This is a genomic window from Limimaricola cinnabarinus, from assembly GCF_047631075.1.
Taxonomy (GTDB): Bacteria; Pseudomonadota; Alphaproteobacteria; order Rhodobacterales; family Rhodobacteraceae; genus Limimaricola; species Limimaricola cinnabarinus.
On sequence record NZ_JBLHYX010000011.1, the window covers coordinates 45,058 to 60,717 of the forward strand.

The 15,660-nt window shown below is 68.0% G+C and carries 16 protein-coding genes; 8 read left to right on the top strand and 8 right to left on the bottom strand.

Annotated elements, in window-relative coordinates:
* Positions 1 to 32: 32 nt before the first annotated feature.
* The 7 genes from ACJASC_RS10625 to ACJASC_RS10655 form a co-directional block, all read right to left on the bottom strand.
* Positions 33 to 830, bottom strand: a complete 798-nt coding sequence (locus ACJASC_RS10625) for a creatininase family protein (protein WP_415145854.1) — start codon at positions 828 to 830, stop codon at positions 33 to 35.
* Positions 827 to 1,456 (bottom strand): NAD(P)H-dependent oxidoreductase, encoded by a 630-nt coding sequence (locus ACJASC_RS10630; protein WP_415145856.1) that lies wholly within the window; start codon positions 1,454 to 1,456, stop codon positions 827 to 829. The genes ACJASC_RS10625 and ACJASC_RS10630 overlap by 4 nt, the downstream gene beginning before the upstream one ends.
* Before the next feature lie 130 nt (positions 1,457 to 1,586).
* Positions 1,587 to 2,984 (bottom strand): FAD-binding oxidoreductase, encoded by a 1,398-nt coding sequence (locus ACJASC_RS10635; protein ID WP_415145858.1) that lies wholly within the window; start codon positions 2,982 to 2,984, stop codon positions 1,587 to 1,589.
* The gene (locus ACJASC_RS10640) at positions 2,981 to 4,255 is read right to left on the bottom strand and encodes a cytosine deaminase (protein WP_415145860.1); all 1,275 of its coding nucleotides are present in this window, start codon (positions 4,253 to 4,255) and stop codon (positions 2,981 to 2,983) included. The genes ACJASC_RS10635 and ACJASC_RS10640 overlap by 4 nt, the downstream gene beginning before the upstream one ends.
* Before the next feature lie 2 nt (positions 4,256 to 4,257).
* Complete coding sequence (locus ACJASC_RS10645) at positions 4,258 to 5,130, bottom strand: ABC transporter permease (RefSeq protein ID WP_415145862.1); 873 nt, start codon at positions 5,128 to 5,130, stop codon at positions 4,258 to 4,260.
* Positions 5,127 to 5,969 (bottom strand): ABC transporter ATP-binding protein, encoded by an 843-nt coding sequence (locus ACJASC_RS10650; RefSeq protein ID WP_415145864.1) that lies wholly within the window; start codon positions 5,967 to 5,969, stop codon positions 5,127 to 5,129. Before ACJASC_RS10650 ends, ACJASC_RS10645 begins: the two co-directional genes overlap by 4 nt.
* Positions 5,966 to 6,973 carry an ABC transporter substrate-binding protein gene (locus ACJASC_RS10655; RefSeq protein ID WP_415145866.1) on the bottom strand — a complete coding sequence of 336 codons (1,008 nt, stop codon included), beginning with the start codon at positions 6,971 to 6,973 and terminating at the stop codon, positions 5,966 to 5,968. Before ACJASC_RS10655 ends, ACJASC_RS10650 begins: the two co-directional genes overlap by 4 nt.
* Positions 6,974 to 7,196: 223 nt before the next feature.
* Here ACJASC_RS10655 and ACJASC_RS10660 point away from each other — a divergent pair, with 223 nt between their 5' ends.
* Positions 7,197 to 7,589, top strand: coding sequence for a RidA family protein (locus ACJASC_RS10660; protein ID WP_415145868.1), 393 nt, complete (start codon positions 7,197 to 7,199; stop codon positions 7,587 to 7,589).
* Between the two features lie 58 nt (positions 7,590 to 7,647).
* Here ACJASC_RS10660 and ACJASC_RS10665 read toward each other — a convergent pair whose 3' ends face one another.
* Positions 7,648 to 8,343: a GntR family transcriptional regulator gene (locus ACJASC_RS10665; protein WP_415145870.1), complete on the bottom strand. Its 696-nt coding sequence runs from the start codon at positions 8,341 to 8,343 to the stop codon at positions 7,648 to 7,650.
* Between the two features lie 101 nt (positions 8,344 to 8,444).
* Between ACJASC_RS10665 and uxuA the strand changes: the two genes are divergently transcribed.
* The 7 genes from uxuA (at position 8,445) to ACJASC_RS10700 (ending at position 15,634) form a co-directional block, all read left to right on the top strand.
* A complete protein-coding gene (gene uxuA / locus ACJASC_RS10670) occupies positions 8,445 to 9,662 on the top strand; it encodes a mannonate dehydratase (protein ID WP_415145872.1) in 1,218 nt (405 codons plus the stop codon).
* A complete protein-coding gene (locus tag ACJASC_RS10675) occupies positions 9,659 to 11,125 on the top strand; it encodes a mannitol dehydrogenase family protein (RefSeq protein WP_415145874.1) in 1,467 nt (488 codons plus the stop codon). The genes uxuA and ACJASC_RS10675 overlap by 4 nt, the downstream gene beginning before the upstream one ends.
* Entirely contained in the window at positions 11,125 to 12,072 is a 948-nt protein-coding gene (locus ACJASC_RS10680; protein WP_415145876.1) for a sugar kinase, read from the top strand. The genes ACJASC_RS10675 and ACJASC_RS10680 overlap by 1 nt, the downstream gene beginning before the upstream one ends.
* The gene (locus tag ACJASC_RS10685) at positions 12,062 to 13,318 is read left to right on the top strand and encodes an AGE family epimerase/isomerase (protein WP_415145878.1); all 1,257 of its coding nucleotides are present in this window, start codon (positions 12,062 to 12,064) and stop codon (positions 13,316 to 13,318) included. Before ACJASC_RS10680 ends, ACJASC_RS10685 begins: the two co-directional genes overlap by 11 nt.
* Positions 13,315 to 14,292 (top strand): C4-dicarboxylate TRAP transporter substrate-binding protein, encoded by a 978-nt coding sequence (locus ACJASC_RS10690; RefSeq protein ID WP_415145880.1) that lies wholly within the window; start codon positions 13,315 to 13,317, stop codon positions 14,290 to 14,292. Before ACJASC_RS10685 ends, ACJASC_RS10690 begins: the two co-directional genes overlap by 4 nt.
* A gap of 62 nt (positions 14,293 to 14,354) precedes the next feature.
* On the top strand, positions 14,355 to 14,546 hold the full coding sequence (locus ACJASC_RS10695) for a hypothetical protein (protein WP_415145882.1): 192 nt from the start codon (positions 14,355 to 14,357) through the stop codon (positions 14,544 to 14,546).
* A gap of 59 nt (positions 14,547 to 14,605) precedes the next feature.
* Positions 14,606 to 15,634, top strand: coding sequence for an IS110 family RNA-guided transposase (locus ACJASC_RS10700; protein WP_415145884.1), 1,029 nt, complete (start codon positions 14,606 to 14,608; stop codon positions 15,632 to 15,634).
* Positions 15,635 to 15,660 lie beyond the last annotated feature (26 nt).

The window sequence follows — 15,660 nt, forward strand, 5'->3', positions numbered from 1 at the left end:
TGGTGGTCACGAGCGAAATTCGTGCTCTGATCCTAGGGGCGGGGGTCGATGCCCGCGGGCGCGATCGGAAGCGGGGCGGCGGCCACGTCGCGCAGCAGGTCGATCAGGCCCGCGACCTGATGCCGTGTCGTGGCGCGACCCTTATCGGCGGTGGCGGCGCTGGCGTCGCCCACCGTGCCATCGGGGTTGAGATCGGAGGAGATCCAGCCCCAGCTGATCGGCCCGACGGGCGGGACCGCCATCTCCCGCGCCTGCGACTCGAAGCGCGCGGCGAGGCCCATATCCACCAGTTCGGGGTGGAATTCGAGCATCAGCGAGGTCTCTACATCGCCGCCATGGATGCCGAAGCGCAGTTCGTCCTCGTCGAACATCCCCGCCGGATGGCCGAAGCTCCCCCATTGGCATTTGACCGCCAGCATCGCGGCGCGCACGCGCAGCTCGCGCGAGAGGATCGAGACGAGGTCGAGATTGCCGCCATGGCTGTTGACGATGACGATCTTGCGGTAACCTGCGCGCGCGACCGACAGGCCGATCTCGGTCCAGGCGTCCAGCGCCGTGCTGGCCGAGAGCGTCAGCGTGCCGCGCGCCCAGAGATGCTCGTTCGATTTGCCTACCGCCATCACCGGCAGGATCGCGATATCGAGATCGTCGGGGCAGCTCGCGCGCAGCCGCCCGAGCATGCCATCGGCGATCATCAGGTCGGTGCCCACCGGAAGATGCGGGCCGTGCTGTTCGATCGCGGCGGTGGGCAGGATGGCGATGGCGCGTTCGGGGTCGATTGTGGCGAAATCCGGGGCGCGGCGCGCGGCCCAGTCCAGGGGGCGGGTCATGTCGCGGCTCCTCGTTTCATTGGCGTGGCGCGGCGCAGGACCCGGTCCATCCGGGCCGCGACGCGGGACAGGTGCGCGGCGCGGCTGTCGGGTGTTGCGCTGTCCATCAGGTAATGCGCCACCACATCGGTCCGGCATCGCCGCGCGCAGATGAGCCGCAGCCCGCGCGTCAGGGTGCGACGGCCCGGCGCGCCCACCAGCGCGGTGAGCCACCGGCTCGCGCCGCAGGTGGTGAAGACCATGATCCGGGTGACGTTTGTGAGGCCGGGGCGGATGTCGCCGCCCGTCTCGGTCGGCATCTCGAACGCGACGCCGGGCAGCAGCACCCGGTCGAGCCAGCCCTTGAGCATGGCGGGCAATCCGTACCACCAGGTCGGATAGGTGAAGATCAGCGTATCGCACCATTCAAGCGCCGCGATATGCTCTTCCAACCCGCGCTGGTTGACCGAAAGGTCGAGATAATCGGCATGGGCCGTGGCCGAAAGGACCGGATCGAAGCCTTCGGCATGAAGGTCGATCAAGCGCGCCTCGACACCGCGCGCGGCGAGCCGGTCCATTACCGTGTCGCGCACGGCGGCGGTGTAGCTCTCCTCGCGCGGGTGACAGTGGATGATGAGCGCGCGCATCACCGTGCCCTCATTTCGCGCCGCAGCCGCGGCGGATGCGGCGCGCGCACCGTCGCGTCGTAACGGTTCGTGTCGCAAAGCGCGATGCATCGCATCCGGTCGGGGCCGCCGACATGTCGGACAGGGCGGGTCACGAGGCGCGCAGGCCCGGCCAGGCATAGATGGCGTCATAGCTCCAATCGGGATCGTCCCAGGCGATCATCTTGCCGGGGTTAAGCAGGCCCTTGGGATCGGCCTCGCGCTTGAAATCGAGCTGGCGCGGATCGGCCTTTTGCCGCCCGCCCTCCTCGAGCGTGTAGCGATGCGGATTGAAGACCAGTGCCCCGGCCTCTTCGTGGCGGCGGATGATCTCGTCGAGCCGCGCCTCGGTGGTAAAGCGCACGAGGCTCAGACCGGCGAGGCTCACCTTGCCGTTCTCGCGGATCACTTCGAGATGCTGCAGCACTTCGGGCGCGAACTCCTCGCGCATGGCGCGCACCAGCACACGGTGTTCGGGAAAGGCGTAGCGGACCTGCAGATAGGTGATGGCGGGATCGACCTTGAGCGCGCGCAGCGTGGTGTGGTTCCAGCCATATTCGAAGACCTGCCCCGGCGCGCGGTCCCAGTCAGGCGCGTCCGAGCGCCAGATCAGCCGCCCTTCGGGCCTGCGTCCGAGGAAGGTCAGGAAGCCGTCCATCGCATGCGGCGCAACCATCAGCCCGACGAGGTTGCTGTCCGGCGTCACATGCGGCTTGATCCGCGCGAAATACGCATGCGCGATCGGGGCCTCGTAAACGCTGGCCAGCTTGATCAGCAGGCCGTCCTCGTTGGCCAGATCGTCGGCAAAGCCCATTGCGGCGTCGAAATCGTCGAAATCCACCAAGAGGTCGACCCAATCATGCGCCGGGGCGAGCGGCATCTCAAGTTCGGTGATGATGCCATTGGTGCCGTAGGCATGGCTGACGCGGGCCAGCTCCTCGCCACGGAATTCCAGCACCCGTGGCTCGGCCTCCATGGTGACGACCCGCAGCCGGATGATGTTGCCCAGATCGCGCAGGCTGCCCCAGCGGACCGAGCCCACGCCGCCCGAACCGCCCGCGACGAAGCCGCCGATCGTTGCCGTGGCCCAGGTTGAGGAGAACATCCGCAGCTCCTGTCCCGAATGGGCGCGGCACGCCGCATCGAGATCCTTGAGCAGCACGCCCGGCTCGCAGATCACCCGTCCGGGCGCGATTTCGCCCACCTTGTCCATGTGCTTGAGGTGCAGGACGCAGCCACCGGCGAGCGGCATCGCCTGACCGTAATTGCCGGTGCCCGCGCCGCGGGTGGTGACCGGCACGTCATGCGCGTGGCAGACGCGCAGCACCTCGATCACCTCGGCCTCGGAGCGGGGGCGGACCACGAAATCGGCTCGGACATGGTCGAGCCGGGGCTTGAGCACCGGCGAATACCAGAAGAAGTCGCGGCTTGCGGAGCGGATCGCGGTGTCGCGTTCCTCGATGTCGAGATGGGCAAGGGCCGCTTTCACGGCGGCGATATCGGGGGTCATGCGGTCTCCATCAGGTCGTCGAGTTCGGCGTGATCGGGCAGGGTTCGGTCGATGGCGCGTCCGGCGCGCAGCACGATGCGGTCGGATTGCGGGCGGGCGAAAAGCTCGGTCCAGTCGCGGGCGCGGAAGATCACCAGATCGGCCGGATCGCCGACCGCGAGCCGGGCCTGCGCGAAGCCGCAGATCTCGGCGGGGGTGGTCGTCACCGCGCGCGCCCAGTCGGGGTCGGAATGGTCGAGATGGGCGATGCGCGTGGCCTCGCGCAGCACCTCGAGCATGTCGAGATCGCCGTAGGCGTAGAACGGGTCGCGGGTGTTGTCGCTGGCGAAGGCGACCCGGATGCCGCGCGCCTTCATTTCATGCACCAAGGTCACTCCGCGTCGGCGCGGCGTGCGCCCGGCCTGCCGGTCCTGCAGATAGAGGTTGCACATCGGCAGGCTGACCGCCCCCAGCCCGGCGCGCGCCACGAGGTCGAGCGTCGCCATGGCGCGCGCCTCGTCTTGGGTCGAGAGCGAGCAGCAATGACCGACGACCACCGGCGCGTCGAAACCGGTCTCGATCACCGTTTCGGCGATCAGGCGCAGCGTCTCGGCATCGGGGTCCATCGTTTCGTCGACATGGAAATCGACCGGCAGGCCGCAGGTGCCGGCAAGGTCGAAGAAGGCACGCAGCCGGTCGCGCAGATCTTCCACCGGGTAGGTGACGAGACCCAAGACCCCGCCCGCCCGCGCGACCAGATCCGCGGTATGGCGATAGCTTCCGCGCAGATCGACGCTGTCGCATCCCGCGAGACTCGCGGCCTGAAGGTCGATCCGCCCGGCCCAGTCCTCGCGCAGCCGCTCGAAGACCGGCCACGAGATGTCGTCCTGCGGCGACAGGCTGTCGAGATGGGTGCGGATCGCCCGTGTGCCATGCGCATGCGCGCAGCGCAGCGCGAAATCGGCGCGGCGATACACGTCTTCGGCCGACCAACGCGCAGCGCGGTCTTGGCCCACGGTGGCGAGCGCGCCCGCAAAGCTGCCATCGGGGTTCGCGGCGCGGGGCCAGATGTGGCCCTTGTCGAGATGGGTGTGCATGTCGGTGAAACAGGGCAGCAGCATCGCGCCGCCCATCTCGACCGGCGTGCCACCGGGGGGGGTCACGCGGCCTGTATCGATGCCGATGTCGGTGCGGATCAGGTCGCCGCCACCATCACCGCCGCCCAGCAGGCAGGCAGGCACGGTCACGTTGCGAAGGGTCAGCGGCCCCTCGGGGAATGCTTTGAAATACATCGTCATTCTCGTTTCAGCGCGCTTTCGTGCCAGCGGAACAGCGCGAGGTGGCTGACCAGGCTCATCACCGCGAAGATCGCGACGCCCATGATCGAGATCAGAATGAGCGCGGCGTAAAGGCGGCCGAAGTTGAAGCGGTAGGAGGCTTCGAGCAGGGTCGAGGCGAGGCCGAGACCGGTGCCCGCCCGGCCGATCACGAATTCGGCCACCACGGCGCCGATCAGCGCGAGGCCGCCCGCGACCTTCAACCCGCCGAGGAAATAGGGCAGGGCCGACGGACCCGAGAGGTGGCGCAGCCGCTGCCAGCGCGTCGCGCCGTAGATGGTGAACAGGTCCTGAAGATTGTGGTCCGCCGATTTCAGCCCGGTCGTCGTGTTCGACAGGATCGGAAAGAACGCCACGATCCACGCGCAGAGCAGCGCCGCGAGGAACGCGGACTCGACATAGATCTGCAACAGCGGCGCGACGGCGATCACCGGCGTCACCTGCAATATCACGGCGTAGGGAAAGAACGACATCTCGACCCAGCGCGACTGCGTGAAGGCGACGGCGAGCCCGACGCCGCCCGCCACCGCGAAAACGAGCGCCAGAAGCGTCAGCTTGGCGGTCGCCTGCATCGCCGGCCACAGCGTCGGCCAGTCCGCGATCATGGTCTCGATCACGAGGAGCGGGCCGGGCAGGATGTAATGCGGCACCTCGGCCAAGGTGACATAGAGATGCCATGCCAGCACCGAGAGGATCAGCACCAGCGAAGGCAGGGTCCAGCGGGCGATCCTGGTGATCCGGGTGCGGCGGGCGCGCGCCACCTCCTCGGCATCTTCGATTTCCCGTCGTGCCGGCCCATCGAAGCCAGCTTCGTAATGGGCTTCGGTCATGCCGCCTCTCCCATGGCGTGGTGCAGCGCATCCGAGGCTTCGCGGCAATGCGCGGCATAGGTTGCAGAGGTGCGGAAGGCCTCGTCGCGCGGATAGGGCGCATCGACCTCAAGCTCCCGGATTACCCGGCCCGGGCGTGCGCCCATGACGACGATACGATCCGACAGGAACACGGATTCGAACACGGAGTGGGTGACGAAGATCACCGTGCAGCCGATCGCTTCACGCAGCGCCAGCAGGTCATTGTTGAGCCGGAACCGGGTGATTTCGTCCAGCGCGGCGAAGGGCTCGTCCATCAGTAGAAGCCGTGGTTTCGTGACGAGGGCCCGCGCGATCGAGACGCGCATCCGCATACCGCCCGACAACTCGCGCGGAAAGGCGCGTTGGAATTTCTCGAGCCCGACCAGCTTGAGCGCTTCGAGCACATCGTCGCGCGCGTCGGCATAGCTGCGTCCCTGCAGCCGCCAGGGCAGCCAGACGTTCTCGGCAACCCGGGCCCAAGGCATCAGCGTCGGTTCCTGAAACACCACGCCGATATCTGGGCCGACATCTGGACCATGTTTCGCTCCCTTGCCCGACAGCATCTCGATCCGCCCGGCGCTTGGCTGCATCAACCCGGCGATGAGCCGCAGCGCCGTGGATTTGCCGCAGCCCGAAGGGCCGAGCAACGACATGAAATCGCCCGTGTTCACGGTCAGGTTCATGTCGCGCAGCGCCTCGACCCCGCCGCGGAACCGCTTTTTGACATGTTCGAGCCGCAGCAGCTCCGGTCGCTCTGCGAGGCCGGGCCGGGCCCCGGCTACGCAGCCTGCGGGGGTCAGTGCGACGGCGTCGTTCACTGCCCCTCCGCCGCGTCGAGGCTCACGCCCTTGCCGACGAATTCGGTGGTGTAGGCGGCCTTCCAGTCAAGTCCGGCCTCGATCACCCCGGCCTCGACCATTTTGTCGTAGAAATCCTCGACCGTGGCATCGGTGATGATGCCTATGCCTTGCGTCTCCGCGTCGCCTGAAATCACGATGCCCTCGGCCTTTAGCCGGTCGACCGCAAAGTCGAGCTTGTCCCGCGTCATCTCCGGATTGGCGGCGAGGATCATCTCGTTCGCGGAGGAATTGTCGCCGTTCAGATAGGCGTACCAGCCCTTGATCGAGCCATCGACGAAACAGGCGACCTGTTCGGGGCGCGTCTCGATCGTGTCGGCCATGGTCTCGATCAGCGTGGCATAGGTCGAGAAACCGGCATCCGCGATCAGGAACACCTTTGGCGTGAAGCCGCCCTCCTTTTCGACGAGGTAGGGCTCGGAGCTGAGATAGCCCTGCATGCCCATCTTCGCATCGGCGAGGAAGGGTGCGGGGTTGAAGGTGTAGGGCTGCCGCTGCTCGGGTGTGAAGCCATAGGCGTTGATCATCCACTGGTAATAGGACTGGTAGCCGTTGTCGCCGATCAACAGCGTCAGATCTTTGAGATCCTCGAAGGTTTCGGCCGCCTCAGGATGGGCGAGGATTACCTGCGGATGCTTCTGGAACATCGCGGCGACCGATACGATCGGCACGCCTTCGTGCACCGCGTTGAAGGATTGCAACAGATCGCCGCCCATGTGGTAGTCGATACGTCCCGCGAGCAGCAGCGCGCGGTTGTTCACCTGCGGCCCGCCCGGGACGATGGTGACGTCGAGGCCGCATTCGGCATAGGTGCCGTCGGCCACGGATTGGTAGAAGCCGCCATGCTCGGCTTGCGCCACCCAATTGGTCCCGAAGCTGACGGGAACGAGGTCCTGCGCCGCGGCTGGTCCGGCGGTGAGGCAAAAGAGGGCGAGGGGCAGCGTCTTGGGGCCGAAGCGGAACATTCTGGGTTCTCCATCAGTGTCTTGGGCACTCTGCTCCCTGAGGGGGGCCATGCCAGCGCTGGGTCACCGATAGCGGCGCATTCTCGCTCCACGTGCATGAAATTTCGGCATTCGCCTGCGATTTGCCGAAACGACGCGCGCGTTTCGACCGGCTATCCGGCCCGGGGCTTTGGCGCGGGTGGAGCATGTGATCAAACGTGGCGCAAACACAGGAGACCGCCACATGATCCAGAGCCTGACCCCTTCGGCGCTCGCGCCACCCTTCGCCCGCTATGCCCATGGTGCCGCGAGCCGGGCCGCCGGTGTGCTTCTCACTTCGGGCCAGCTGGGCCTTCGTCGCGACGGGAACGTGCCGGACGGGGCCGAGGCGCAGGCACGGATCTGTTTTGGCAACATCGACGCGATCCTCGCCGAAGCCGGGATCGGGCGGCAGGACGTGCTGCGCATCAACGCCTATGTCACCGACCGCGCCCATATGCAGGGATACATGACCGCGCGCGATGCATGGCTCAATGGCATCGCGGCGCTGCCGGCTTCTACGCTGATGGTCGTTTCGGGTTTCACCCGACTGGAATTCGTCGTGGAGATCGAGGTGACAGCCGCCCTTAAGGAATAGCGGCACCTGTCGGTGTGGTCACCCTTCGACCCCGACAGATCGGCCCAAGACCCCGCGCCTACTGCGCGGGGTCGGCGATGAAGAAATCGGGATGCGCCTCGGCGATCTTGGGCAGGTCGTCGAGCACGCCGCGCAGATGGGTGCGGATCGCCGTCTCGGCGGCCTCGGCGTCCTTTGCGGCGACGGCCTCGACGATCGCGCGGTGCTGGCCGACCAGCCGGTCGAGCGGGAACTCGGCGGCGGTCAGGTGGCGCACCCTGTCCATGTGCATCTTGATCGGCTGCAGATGCGCCCAGGCCCCCGCGCGCCCGGCGATCTTCGCCAATGTGCGGTGGAACAGCTCGTCGAGTTGCACGAAGCTTCGGCCTCCATCCCGCGCCGCCTCGGCCTGTTCCGCCACCTGGCGGCGCAGCTCCACCACGTCGGCGGCATCGGCCCCTTGGGCCGCGAGGCGGGCGATGTCGGCCTCGACCGCCTCGCGGACGAAGCGCGAGACCTCGACCTCCGAGACGTCGATCTTGCGCACATAGGTGCCGCGCTGCGGCCGCACCTCTAGCAGCTTTTCCCCGGCGAGCCGGATGAACGCCTCGCGCACCGGCTGGCGCGACAGGCCGTAGCCGGTGGCGATGTCCTGCTCCGACAGGCGGGTGCCGGGGGGCAGTTCGCCGGTGACGATACGCTCGCGCAGGCTGGCGATGAGCTGAAGGCCGACCGGGGCGGAAGCGTCGAGGGCGAGGGGGGAGGAAGCTGGCATGGCACTCTCTGTAGACCTGTTTCCGTGGTAAAGCATACTAGCATACTTGTAAACTTTCGAATCGCGATCTAGGCTCCTGTCCAACGGGAAGGAGATCCATCATGCGGCAGACGTGGCGCTGGTTCGGGCCAAAGGACGGGGTCGGCATCGACGAGATGATGCAGGCCGGGGTCGAGGGTGTGGTCTCGGCGCTGCACCATTTGCCGACCGGTGCGGTCTGGTCATCGGACGATATCGCGCGGCGGCAGCGCGAGATCGCGACGCGGGCCGATGGCAGCGCCTCGGGTCTCGCCTGGGAGGTGGTCGAAAGCCTGCCGGTGTCCGAGGACATCAAGAAGCAGAGCGGGGACTGGCGCGACCACGTGACGGCCTACAAGCAGAGCATGGAGACCCTCGCCGCCGCGGGCATCGAGGTGATCTGCTACAACTTCATGCCGGTTCTCGACTGGACCCGCACCGATCTCGCCCACCGGGTGGCGCATGGCGGCACGGCGATGCGCTTCGATCTGCACGACTTCGCGGCCTTCGACATCCATATCCTGAAGCGCCCCGGCGCGGCCGAGAGCTTTCCCGAGGGCGTGGCCGAGATCGCGGCCGAGCGTTTCGCGCGAATGGATGAGGACACGCGCCGCCGTCTCGCGACCAACGTGGTCTTCGGCCTGCCGGGGGCGGCCGAGCATTTCAAGCTCGAGGACGTGCGCGCGCATCTGGCCGAATATGCGGAGATGAGCGCCGAGACGCTGCGCGGCCATCTCGTCGATTTCCTCTCCGAGGTGGCGCCCGAGGCCGAGCGGCTGGGGCTTCGGCTCTGTTGCCACCCGGACGACCCGCCGTTTTCCCTGCTCGGTCTGCCGCGCGTGATGTCGAGCGAGACCGATTACCGCGCGGTGATGGAAGCGGTGGAGCTTCGCGCCAACGGCATCACGCTGTGCTCCGGTTCTCTCGGGGCGCGCGCCGACAACGACATCCCCGGCATGATGGCGCGGCTCGGCGACCGGGTGCATTTCCTGCACATGCGCAACGTCGCGCGCGAGGGCGACGGCGCGCCGTGTTCGTTCCACGAGGCCGAGCATCTGGGCGGCGACACCGACATGGTGGCGTTCATCGCCGCGGTGCTGCGCGAGGAGGCCCGGCGCCGGGCCGAGGGCCGCGCCGACGTCTCGATCCCGTTCCGCCCCGATCACGGGCAGGACATCCTCGACGATCTCAAACGCAAGGCTCAGCCCGGCTATCCCGCGATCGGACGGCTCAAAGGATTGGCCGAGCTGCGCGGTATCATGACCGCGCTCGGCCATGCCGAGCATGGCATCAAGCCATGAGCCGGCTGTCGCGCACAGCGCTGGCGCATCTGCCTACGGGCGTGGCCCCGAGCTATGACCCGGCGGCGCATGGGGTGGGCATCCTGCATTTCGGCGCCGGTGCCTTTCACCGCGCGCATCAGGCGGCGATCACCGACGCGGCGCTGGCGGCCTGCGGCGGCGACTGGCGCATTGCCGGGGTCAGTCTGCGCTCGGCCGAATTGGCCGAGGCGCTGGCATCGCAGGACGGGCTGTTCACGCTGATCGAGCGCGGCGCGCAGGGCGACCGGGCGCGGGTAATCGGCGCGATCGACCGGGTGGTCGCGGCGCACGGCGCGCCCGAGGCAGTTCTCGGGCCGATGTCCGATCCGGCGATCCGCATCGTCACGCTGACGGTCACCGAAAAGGCCTACGGCATCGACCGCAGCGGTCCCGACGCCGACCCGGCACATCCGGATGTCGCGGCCGATCTCGAAAGCCCGGCCACACCGCGCGGCGTGCTGGGGCTGCTGGTCGAGGGGCTGCGCCGGCGACGCGCGGCGGGACATGCGCCCTTCACCGTGCTGTGCTGCGATAACCTGCCGGAGAACGGTGCGTTGCTGCGTGGTGGCGTGGTGGGCTTTGCCCGTCGGGTCGATCCCGACCTCGCCAAATGGATTGCCGCCGAGGTGGCGTTTCCCTCCTCCATGGTGGACCGGATCACGCCCGCGGCGACCGAGGCGACGCTGACGCTCGCCGCGCGGCTCACCGGGGTCAAGGATGCAGCCGCGATCGAGACCGAGCCCTTCTGCCAATGGGTGATCGAGGATCGCTTTGCGCAGGGCCGCCCCGACTGGGCGGCGGGCGGCGCGATCTTCGTCGATGATGTCGCGCCCTATGAGCGGATGAAGCTGCGGATGCTTAATGGCGCGCATTCGCTGATCGCCTATGCCGGGTTCATCGCGGGGCATGCGCTGGTGCGGGGCGCGATGGCCGATCCCGCGCTCTCGGTGCTGGCGCGGCGGCACATCGCGGCGGCGGCCGCGACGCTCGACCCGCTGCCCGGCATCGACCTCGATGCTTATGGCGATGAGCTTGCCGCGCGCTTCGCCAACCCGGCGATCGCGCACGAGACCTATCAGATCGCGATGGATGGCAGCCAGAAGCTGCCGCAGCGCATCTTCGCCCCGGCCTGCGACGCGCAGAGGGCGGGGCAGGATATGCGCCCCTTCGCCTTCGCCACCGCAGCCTGGGCGCGCTACTGCATGGGCCGTGGCGAAGCGGGCGCGAGCCATGCGCTGCGCGACCCGCGCGAAGCCGAAATCGCCGCCGTCGTGGAGGCGGCGCGCAACGATACGCAGGCACTTGTCGCCGGGCTGTTGCGGCTGCCGGGGCTGACGCCGGAGGCGCTTCTCGGTGGCGCGTTCGAGACGCAGGCGGCACGGATCCTGCGCGACATGCTGGCGCGGGGCATGGTCGCCGCTATCGCAGGGGAGGCGGCATGATGCAATTGCTCGCAATCGGGGAATGCATGATCGAGATGTCGGGTGGCGAGGAGGGCTGCTGGCGCATGGGCTTTGCCGGGGACACGCTCAACACGCTTTGGTACGCGCGCGCCGGTCTCGATCCGGCCGACGGGCCGGTCGGCTATTTCACCGCTCTGGGGACCGACGGGTTTTCCGACCGGATCGTCGGATTTCTCGACCATGCCGGTATCGACACCGGCGCGATCCGGCGCCTCTCCGACCGGCGGCCCGGTCTCTACATGATCGAGCAGAAGGACGGCGACCGCGCCTTCACCTATTGGCGCGAAAGCTCGGCGGCGCGCGGTTTCGCCGATGACGCGGCGGCGCTGCGCGCAGCAACGGCGGAAGCGCGGATGATCTACCTGTCCGGGATCACGCTGGCAATCCTTCCGCCCGAGGGCTGGGCGCGGCTGCTCGACGCGCTGCGCGACGCGAGACAGGGCGGGGCGCGCATCGCCTTCGATTCCAATATCCGACCCGCGCTTTGGTCGGACGAGGCCGAGATGCGCGACGCGATCACCGCCGCCGCGGCGCTGTCCGACATCGTTCTGCCGAGCTTCGACGACGAGGCGCGCTGGTTCGGCGACGCCGATCCCGCCGCCTGCGCCGAACGCTATGCCGCCGCCGGGGCCGGCGAGGTGGCGGTCAAGGACGGGGCGGGGCCGGTGACGGTGCTGGCCGAGGCCGGGCTGATGCGGGTGCCGGTGCCCGAGGCGGGACCGCCGGTCGATGCCACCGGCGCGGGCGACAGCTTCAACGGCGGCTATCTCGCGGCCCGGCTGCGGGGGACGGCGCCGGTCGAGGCCGCGCGGGCCGGAACCGCGATGGCCGCGCGGGTGATCGCGGCGCATGGCGCGATCATCGACCTGCCGGATGCCCGGGCCTGGCACCGGGACGCCGCCGAGGGAGAGCGCCATGACCGCTGAACGGGCGCTCAATGCGACGGGCGCGGCGCGGCGCGTCGATGCGTTCGTGTTCGACGCCCTGCCGCGATGGTTGGCGGTGGCGCAGGATAATGGCGGCGCGGTGGCCGAGCGGCTCGACGCGCCGGGCAAACCCGCGGCCTCGCCCAAACGCACGACGCTGACCCAAGCGCGGCTGGTCTTCACCTTCGCGCATCTGCACCTCGCGACCGGCGCGCCATGGATGCGCGACGCCGCCATCGCGATCCACCGCTATCTCGATACGGCGCTGCGCGACAAGGATGGCGGCTACCGCATCGCGGCGCTGGCCTCGGGCGCGCCGAGCGACACCCCCGAACACGCGGTGCGGCGGAGCTATGACCAGTCCTTTGCCCTGCTCGCGCTGGTCACGCTGCGCCGCGCCGCACCCGAAGCGGTGCCCGAAGGGCGCATCGAGGCGTGCTGGGATTTCATCTCGACGCGGCTGACCGATCCCGGGACCGGCGCGCTGTGGGAAAATGACGAGATGGCGGCGCGCGGGCCGCGGCAAGGGGATCTGCGGGCGCAGAACCCGCATATGCACATGATCGAGGCGCTGTTGCAGGCCCATGAGATGACCGGCGAGGCGATCTGGCACGACCGCGCCGCCGGGCTGGTCAAGGTCGGACTGCGGCACTTCCTCGACCCCGAGACCGGCGCGATCCGCGAGTTCACGGGCCACGACCTCGCCCCGATCGACACGGCCGATGGCCGACGCCGCGAGCCGGGGCACCAGTATGAATGGGCTTGGCTGCTGCGCCGTTTCGCGGCCATGGGCGGTGATCCGGCGGTGGTCGGGGCAGCCGCGCGGATGCAGCGTTTCGTCGAGGCGCATGGTCTGCGCCCGGACGGGCCGCTCGCCGGTGCGCCCTATGACGCGGTTTCGGCCGATGGCACCGTGACCGAGCCCGATCACCTGCTCTGGCCGCTGACCGAGGCGGGCAAGCTTCATGCCGATCTGCATGCCGAAACCGGCGACCCGGATCATGCCGGGCGGGCCAATGCGCTGCTCGGGCTGATCTTCGCGCGATACGTCGCGGAAGGGCCGGACCCGTTCTGGGTCAACCGCCTCGACGGGCAGGGCCGGGTGCTCTGGCCCGAGGCGCTGAGCCGGCTGCTCTATCACGTCGCGCTGTTCCTGACCGAAGGGGCGCGCGCCGGGCTTTGGCCGCTCGGGCGTCAGGACGCGCCGCGAGACCAGGATGTTCACAAGGAGGAGGACCTTACATGAACCACCACATCACCACCGCGCTCGCCACGATCGCCGCCCTGTCGGCGGGGGTCGCCACGGCGCAGGACTATTCGCTGAACCTCTCGACGTCCCAGACATTGCAGGACCCGCTGGTCATCGCGATGCAGGGCGCCGAGGCCCGGATCGAGGAACGCTCCGAAGGCCGCATGGAGGTGACGATCTACCCCTCCTCGCAGCTTGGCGAGGACAATGACGTGCTCGAACAGATCCGCTCCGGCGCGCCGATCGCGGCGCTTGTCGATGCCGGCCGGCTCGCGCCCTTCCTGCCCGAGCTGGGCATTCTCGCGGCTCCTTATCTGGTCAATGACTACACCGAATACGCCGCGATCACCGATAGCCCGGTCTATGAGGAGTGGGTGGGCCAGCTTGCCGAGGAGTCGGGCATCCGGCTTTTGAATTACAACTGGTTCCAGGGCACGCGGCAGATGTTCACCCAAGACAAGGTCGAGACGCCCGAGGATCTGGGCGGCGTCCGGGTGCGGACCATCGACGCGCCGGGCTGGGTCGCCACGGTCGAGGCGATGGGTGCGACACCCGCTCCGATGGCATGGTCCGAGGTCTATTCGGCGCTGCAACTCGGCGCGGTGGACGGGGCGGAGGCGCAGCTCACCGGGGCCTACGGCATCAAGCTGCACGAGGTGTCGAACAACGTCGCCTTCACCAACCACATCCAGCTCTACACCGGGCTCGCCACGTCCGAAAGCTGGTTCGCCGAACTGCCCGAGGATCTGCAGGCGATCGTCACCGAAGAGCTGAAGGCCGCAGGCGAGGAGGCCACGCGCGAGACGGTGGCCAAGTTGGCCGAGGTGCAGGCCGAGATGGAAGCGGCGGGCGTCGAATTCAACGAGGTCGACATCGCGCCGTTCCGCGACCGCGTCGACGTGGTCTACGAGAAGGTCGGCCTGGTCGAGGCGCGCGAGGCGCTGGCCCCCTACCTGCCCTCGGCGGAGTGAACCGGCGGCCCCGGCGCCATGGCGCCGGGGCCGAAAACCTGCCGCGCCGGGGGAGGGCGAGCATGACCATCTGGAAACTCTATGACGGGATCGAGCAGGCGCTGGCGCTGCTCGCGCTCATCGGCACGGTGGCCGCCGTGCTGATGGCCGGGATCGGCCGCAGCATCGGCGCGCCGGTGACCTCGGCGCCGCAATTCGCGCAGCTTTTCCTGATCTGGACCGGCTTTGTTGATGGCGTGGATGCCCCCTCCTGACGGCATCGCAATGTGCCACTGTGATGTGTGTAACGCCATCACGGAAGGAGAGAGCATCCATGTCCGAAGCTACCCTCATCGGTATCGATCTGGCAAAGCGTGTTTTCCAATTGCACGGAGCATGCGACGACGGTTCGGTCGTCTTCCGCAAGAAGCTTTCGCGTCCTCAATTGATTGCCTTCGTGTCACGGCATCCAAGGTGCGTCATCGCCATGGAGGCCTGCGCGACGGCGCACGGCTGGGGTCGCGAGTTCGAAAAGCTGGGGCATGAAGTCCGCCTGATCCCGCCGATCTACGTGAAGCCGTTCGTCAAGCGCCAAAAGAACGACGCGGCGGATGCCGAAGCGATCGTAGAGGCGGCCACGCGCCCCACCATGCGCTTTGTCGCGTTGAAGTCGGAAGCGCAGCAGGCACGAGCGATGCTGTTCCGCACCCGGCAGATGTTCGTCGGCCAGCGCACCCAATTGATCAACGCTCTACGCGGGCATCTTGCCGAGCATGGCCTGGTTGCTGCCAGAGGGCCTGCGCACTTCAAACGCCTCGCCGATGCGATCGAGGATGATGACCCGGCGCTGCTCCAAGACGTTCGCGAACTCGGCCGGATGTATCTGGAACAGATCGAGGGCCTGAATGCTCGGATTGCGGATATAGACGGGAAGGTAAAAAGCGCGGCCAAAGAAGACGGCTTGGCGCGACGCGCCCAAACCATGCCGGGCGTGGGCCCGGTGACAGCTCTTGCCATCGAAACCTTCGCTCCTGATCTGGCGACGTTTCGGCGGGGGCGCGATTTTGCCGCTTGGCTCGGTCTCGTGCCGAAGCAGCATTCGACCGGCGGCAAACAACGACTGGGCAAGACGTCGAAGATGGGCCAGCGCGACATCCGCACGCTTCTGGTCTCCGGCGCAATGGCGGTGCTCCAAGCGGTCGAGCGGTTTGATACTCCGAACAATGGCTGGCTGAAGCGCCTGCTGACCCGCAAGCCACGCATGGTCGCCGCGATCGCGCTGGCCAACAAGATGGCGCGTGGCCTCTGGGCCATGATGACAAAGCAAGAGGATTACCGGAACCCGGCGGCGATGATGGCGTAAGCGCTCGACGCTTGCCACGTCGTCCC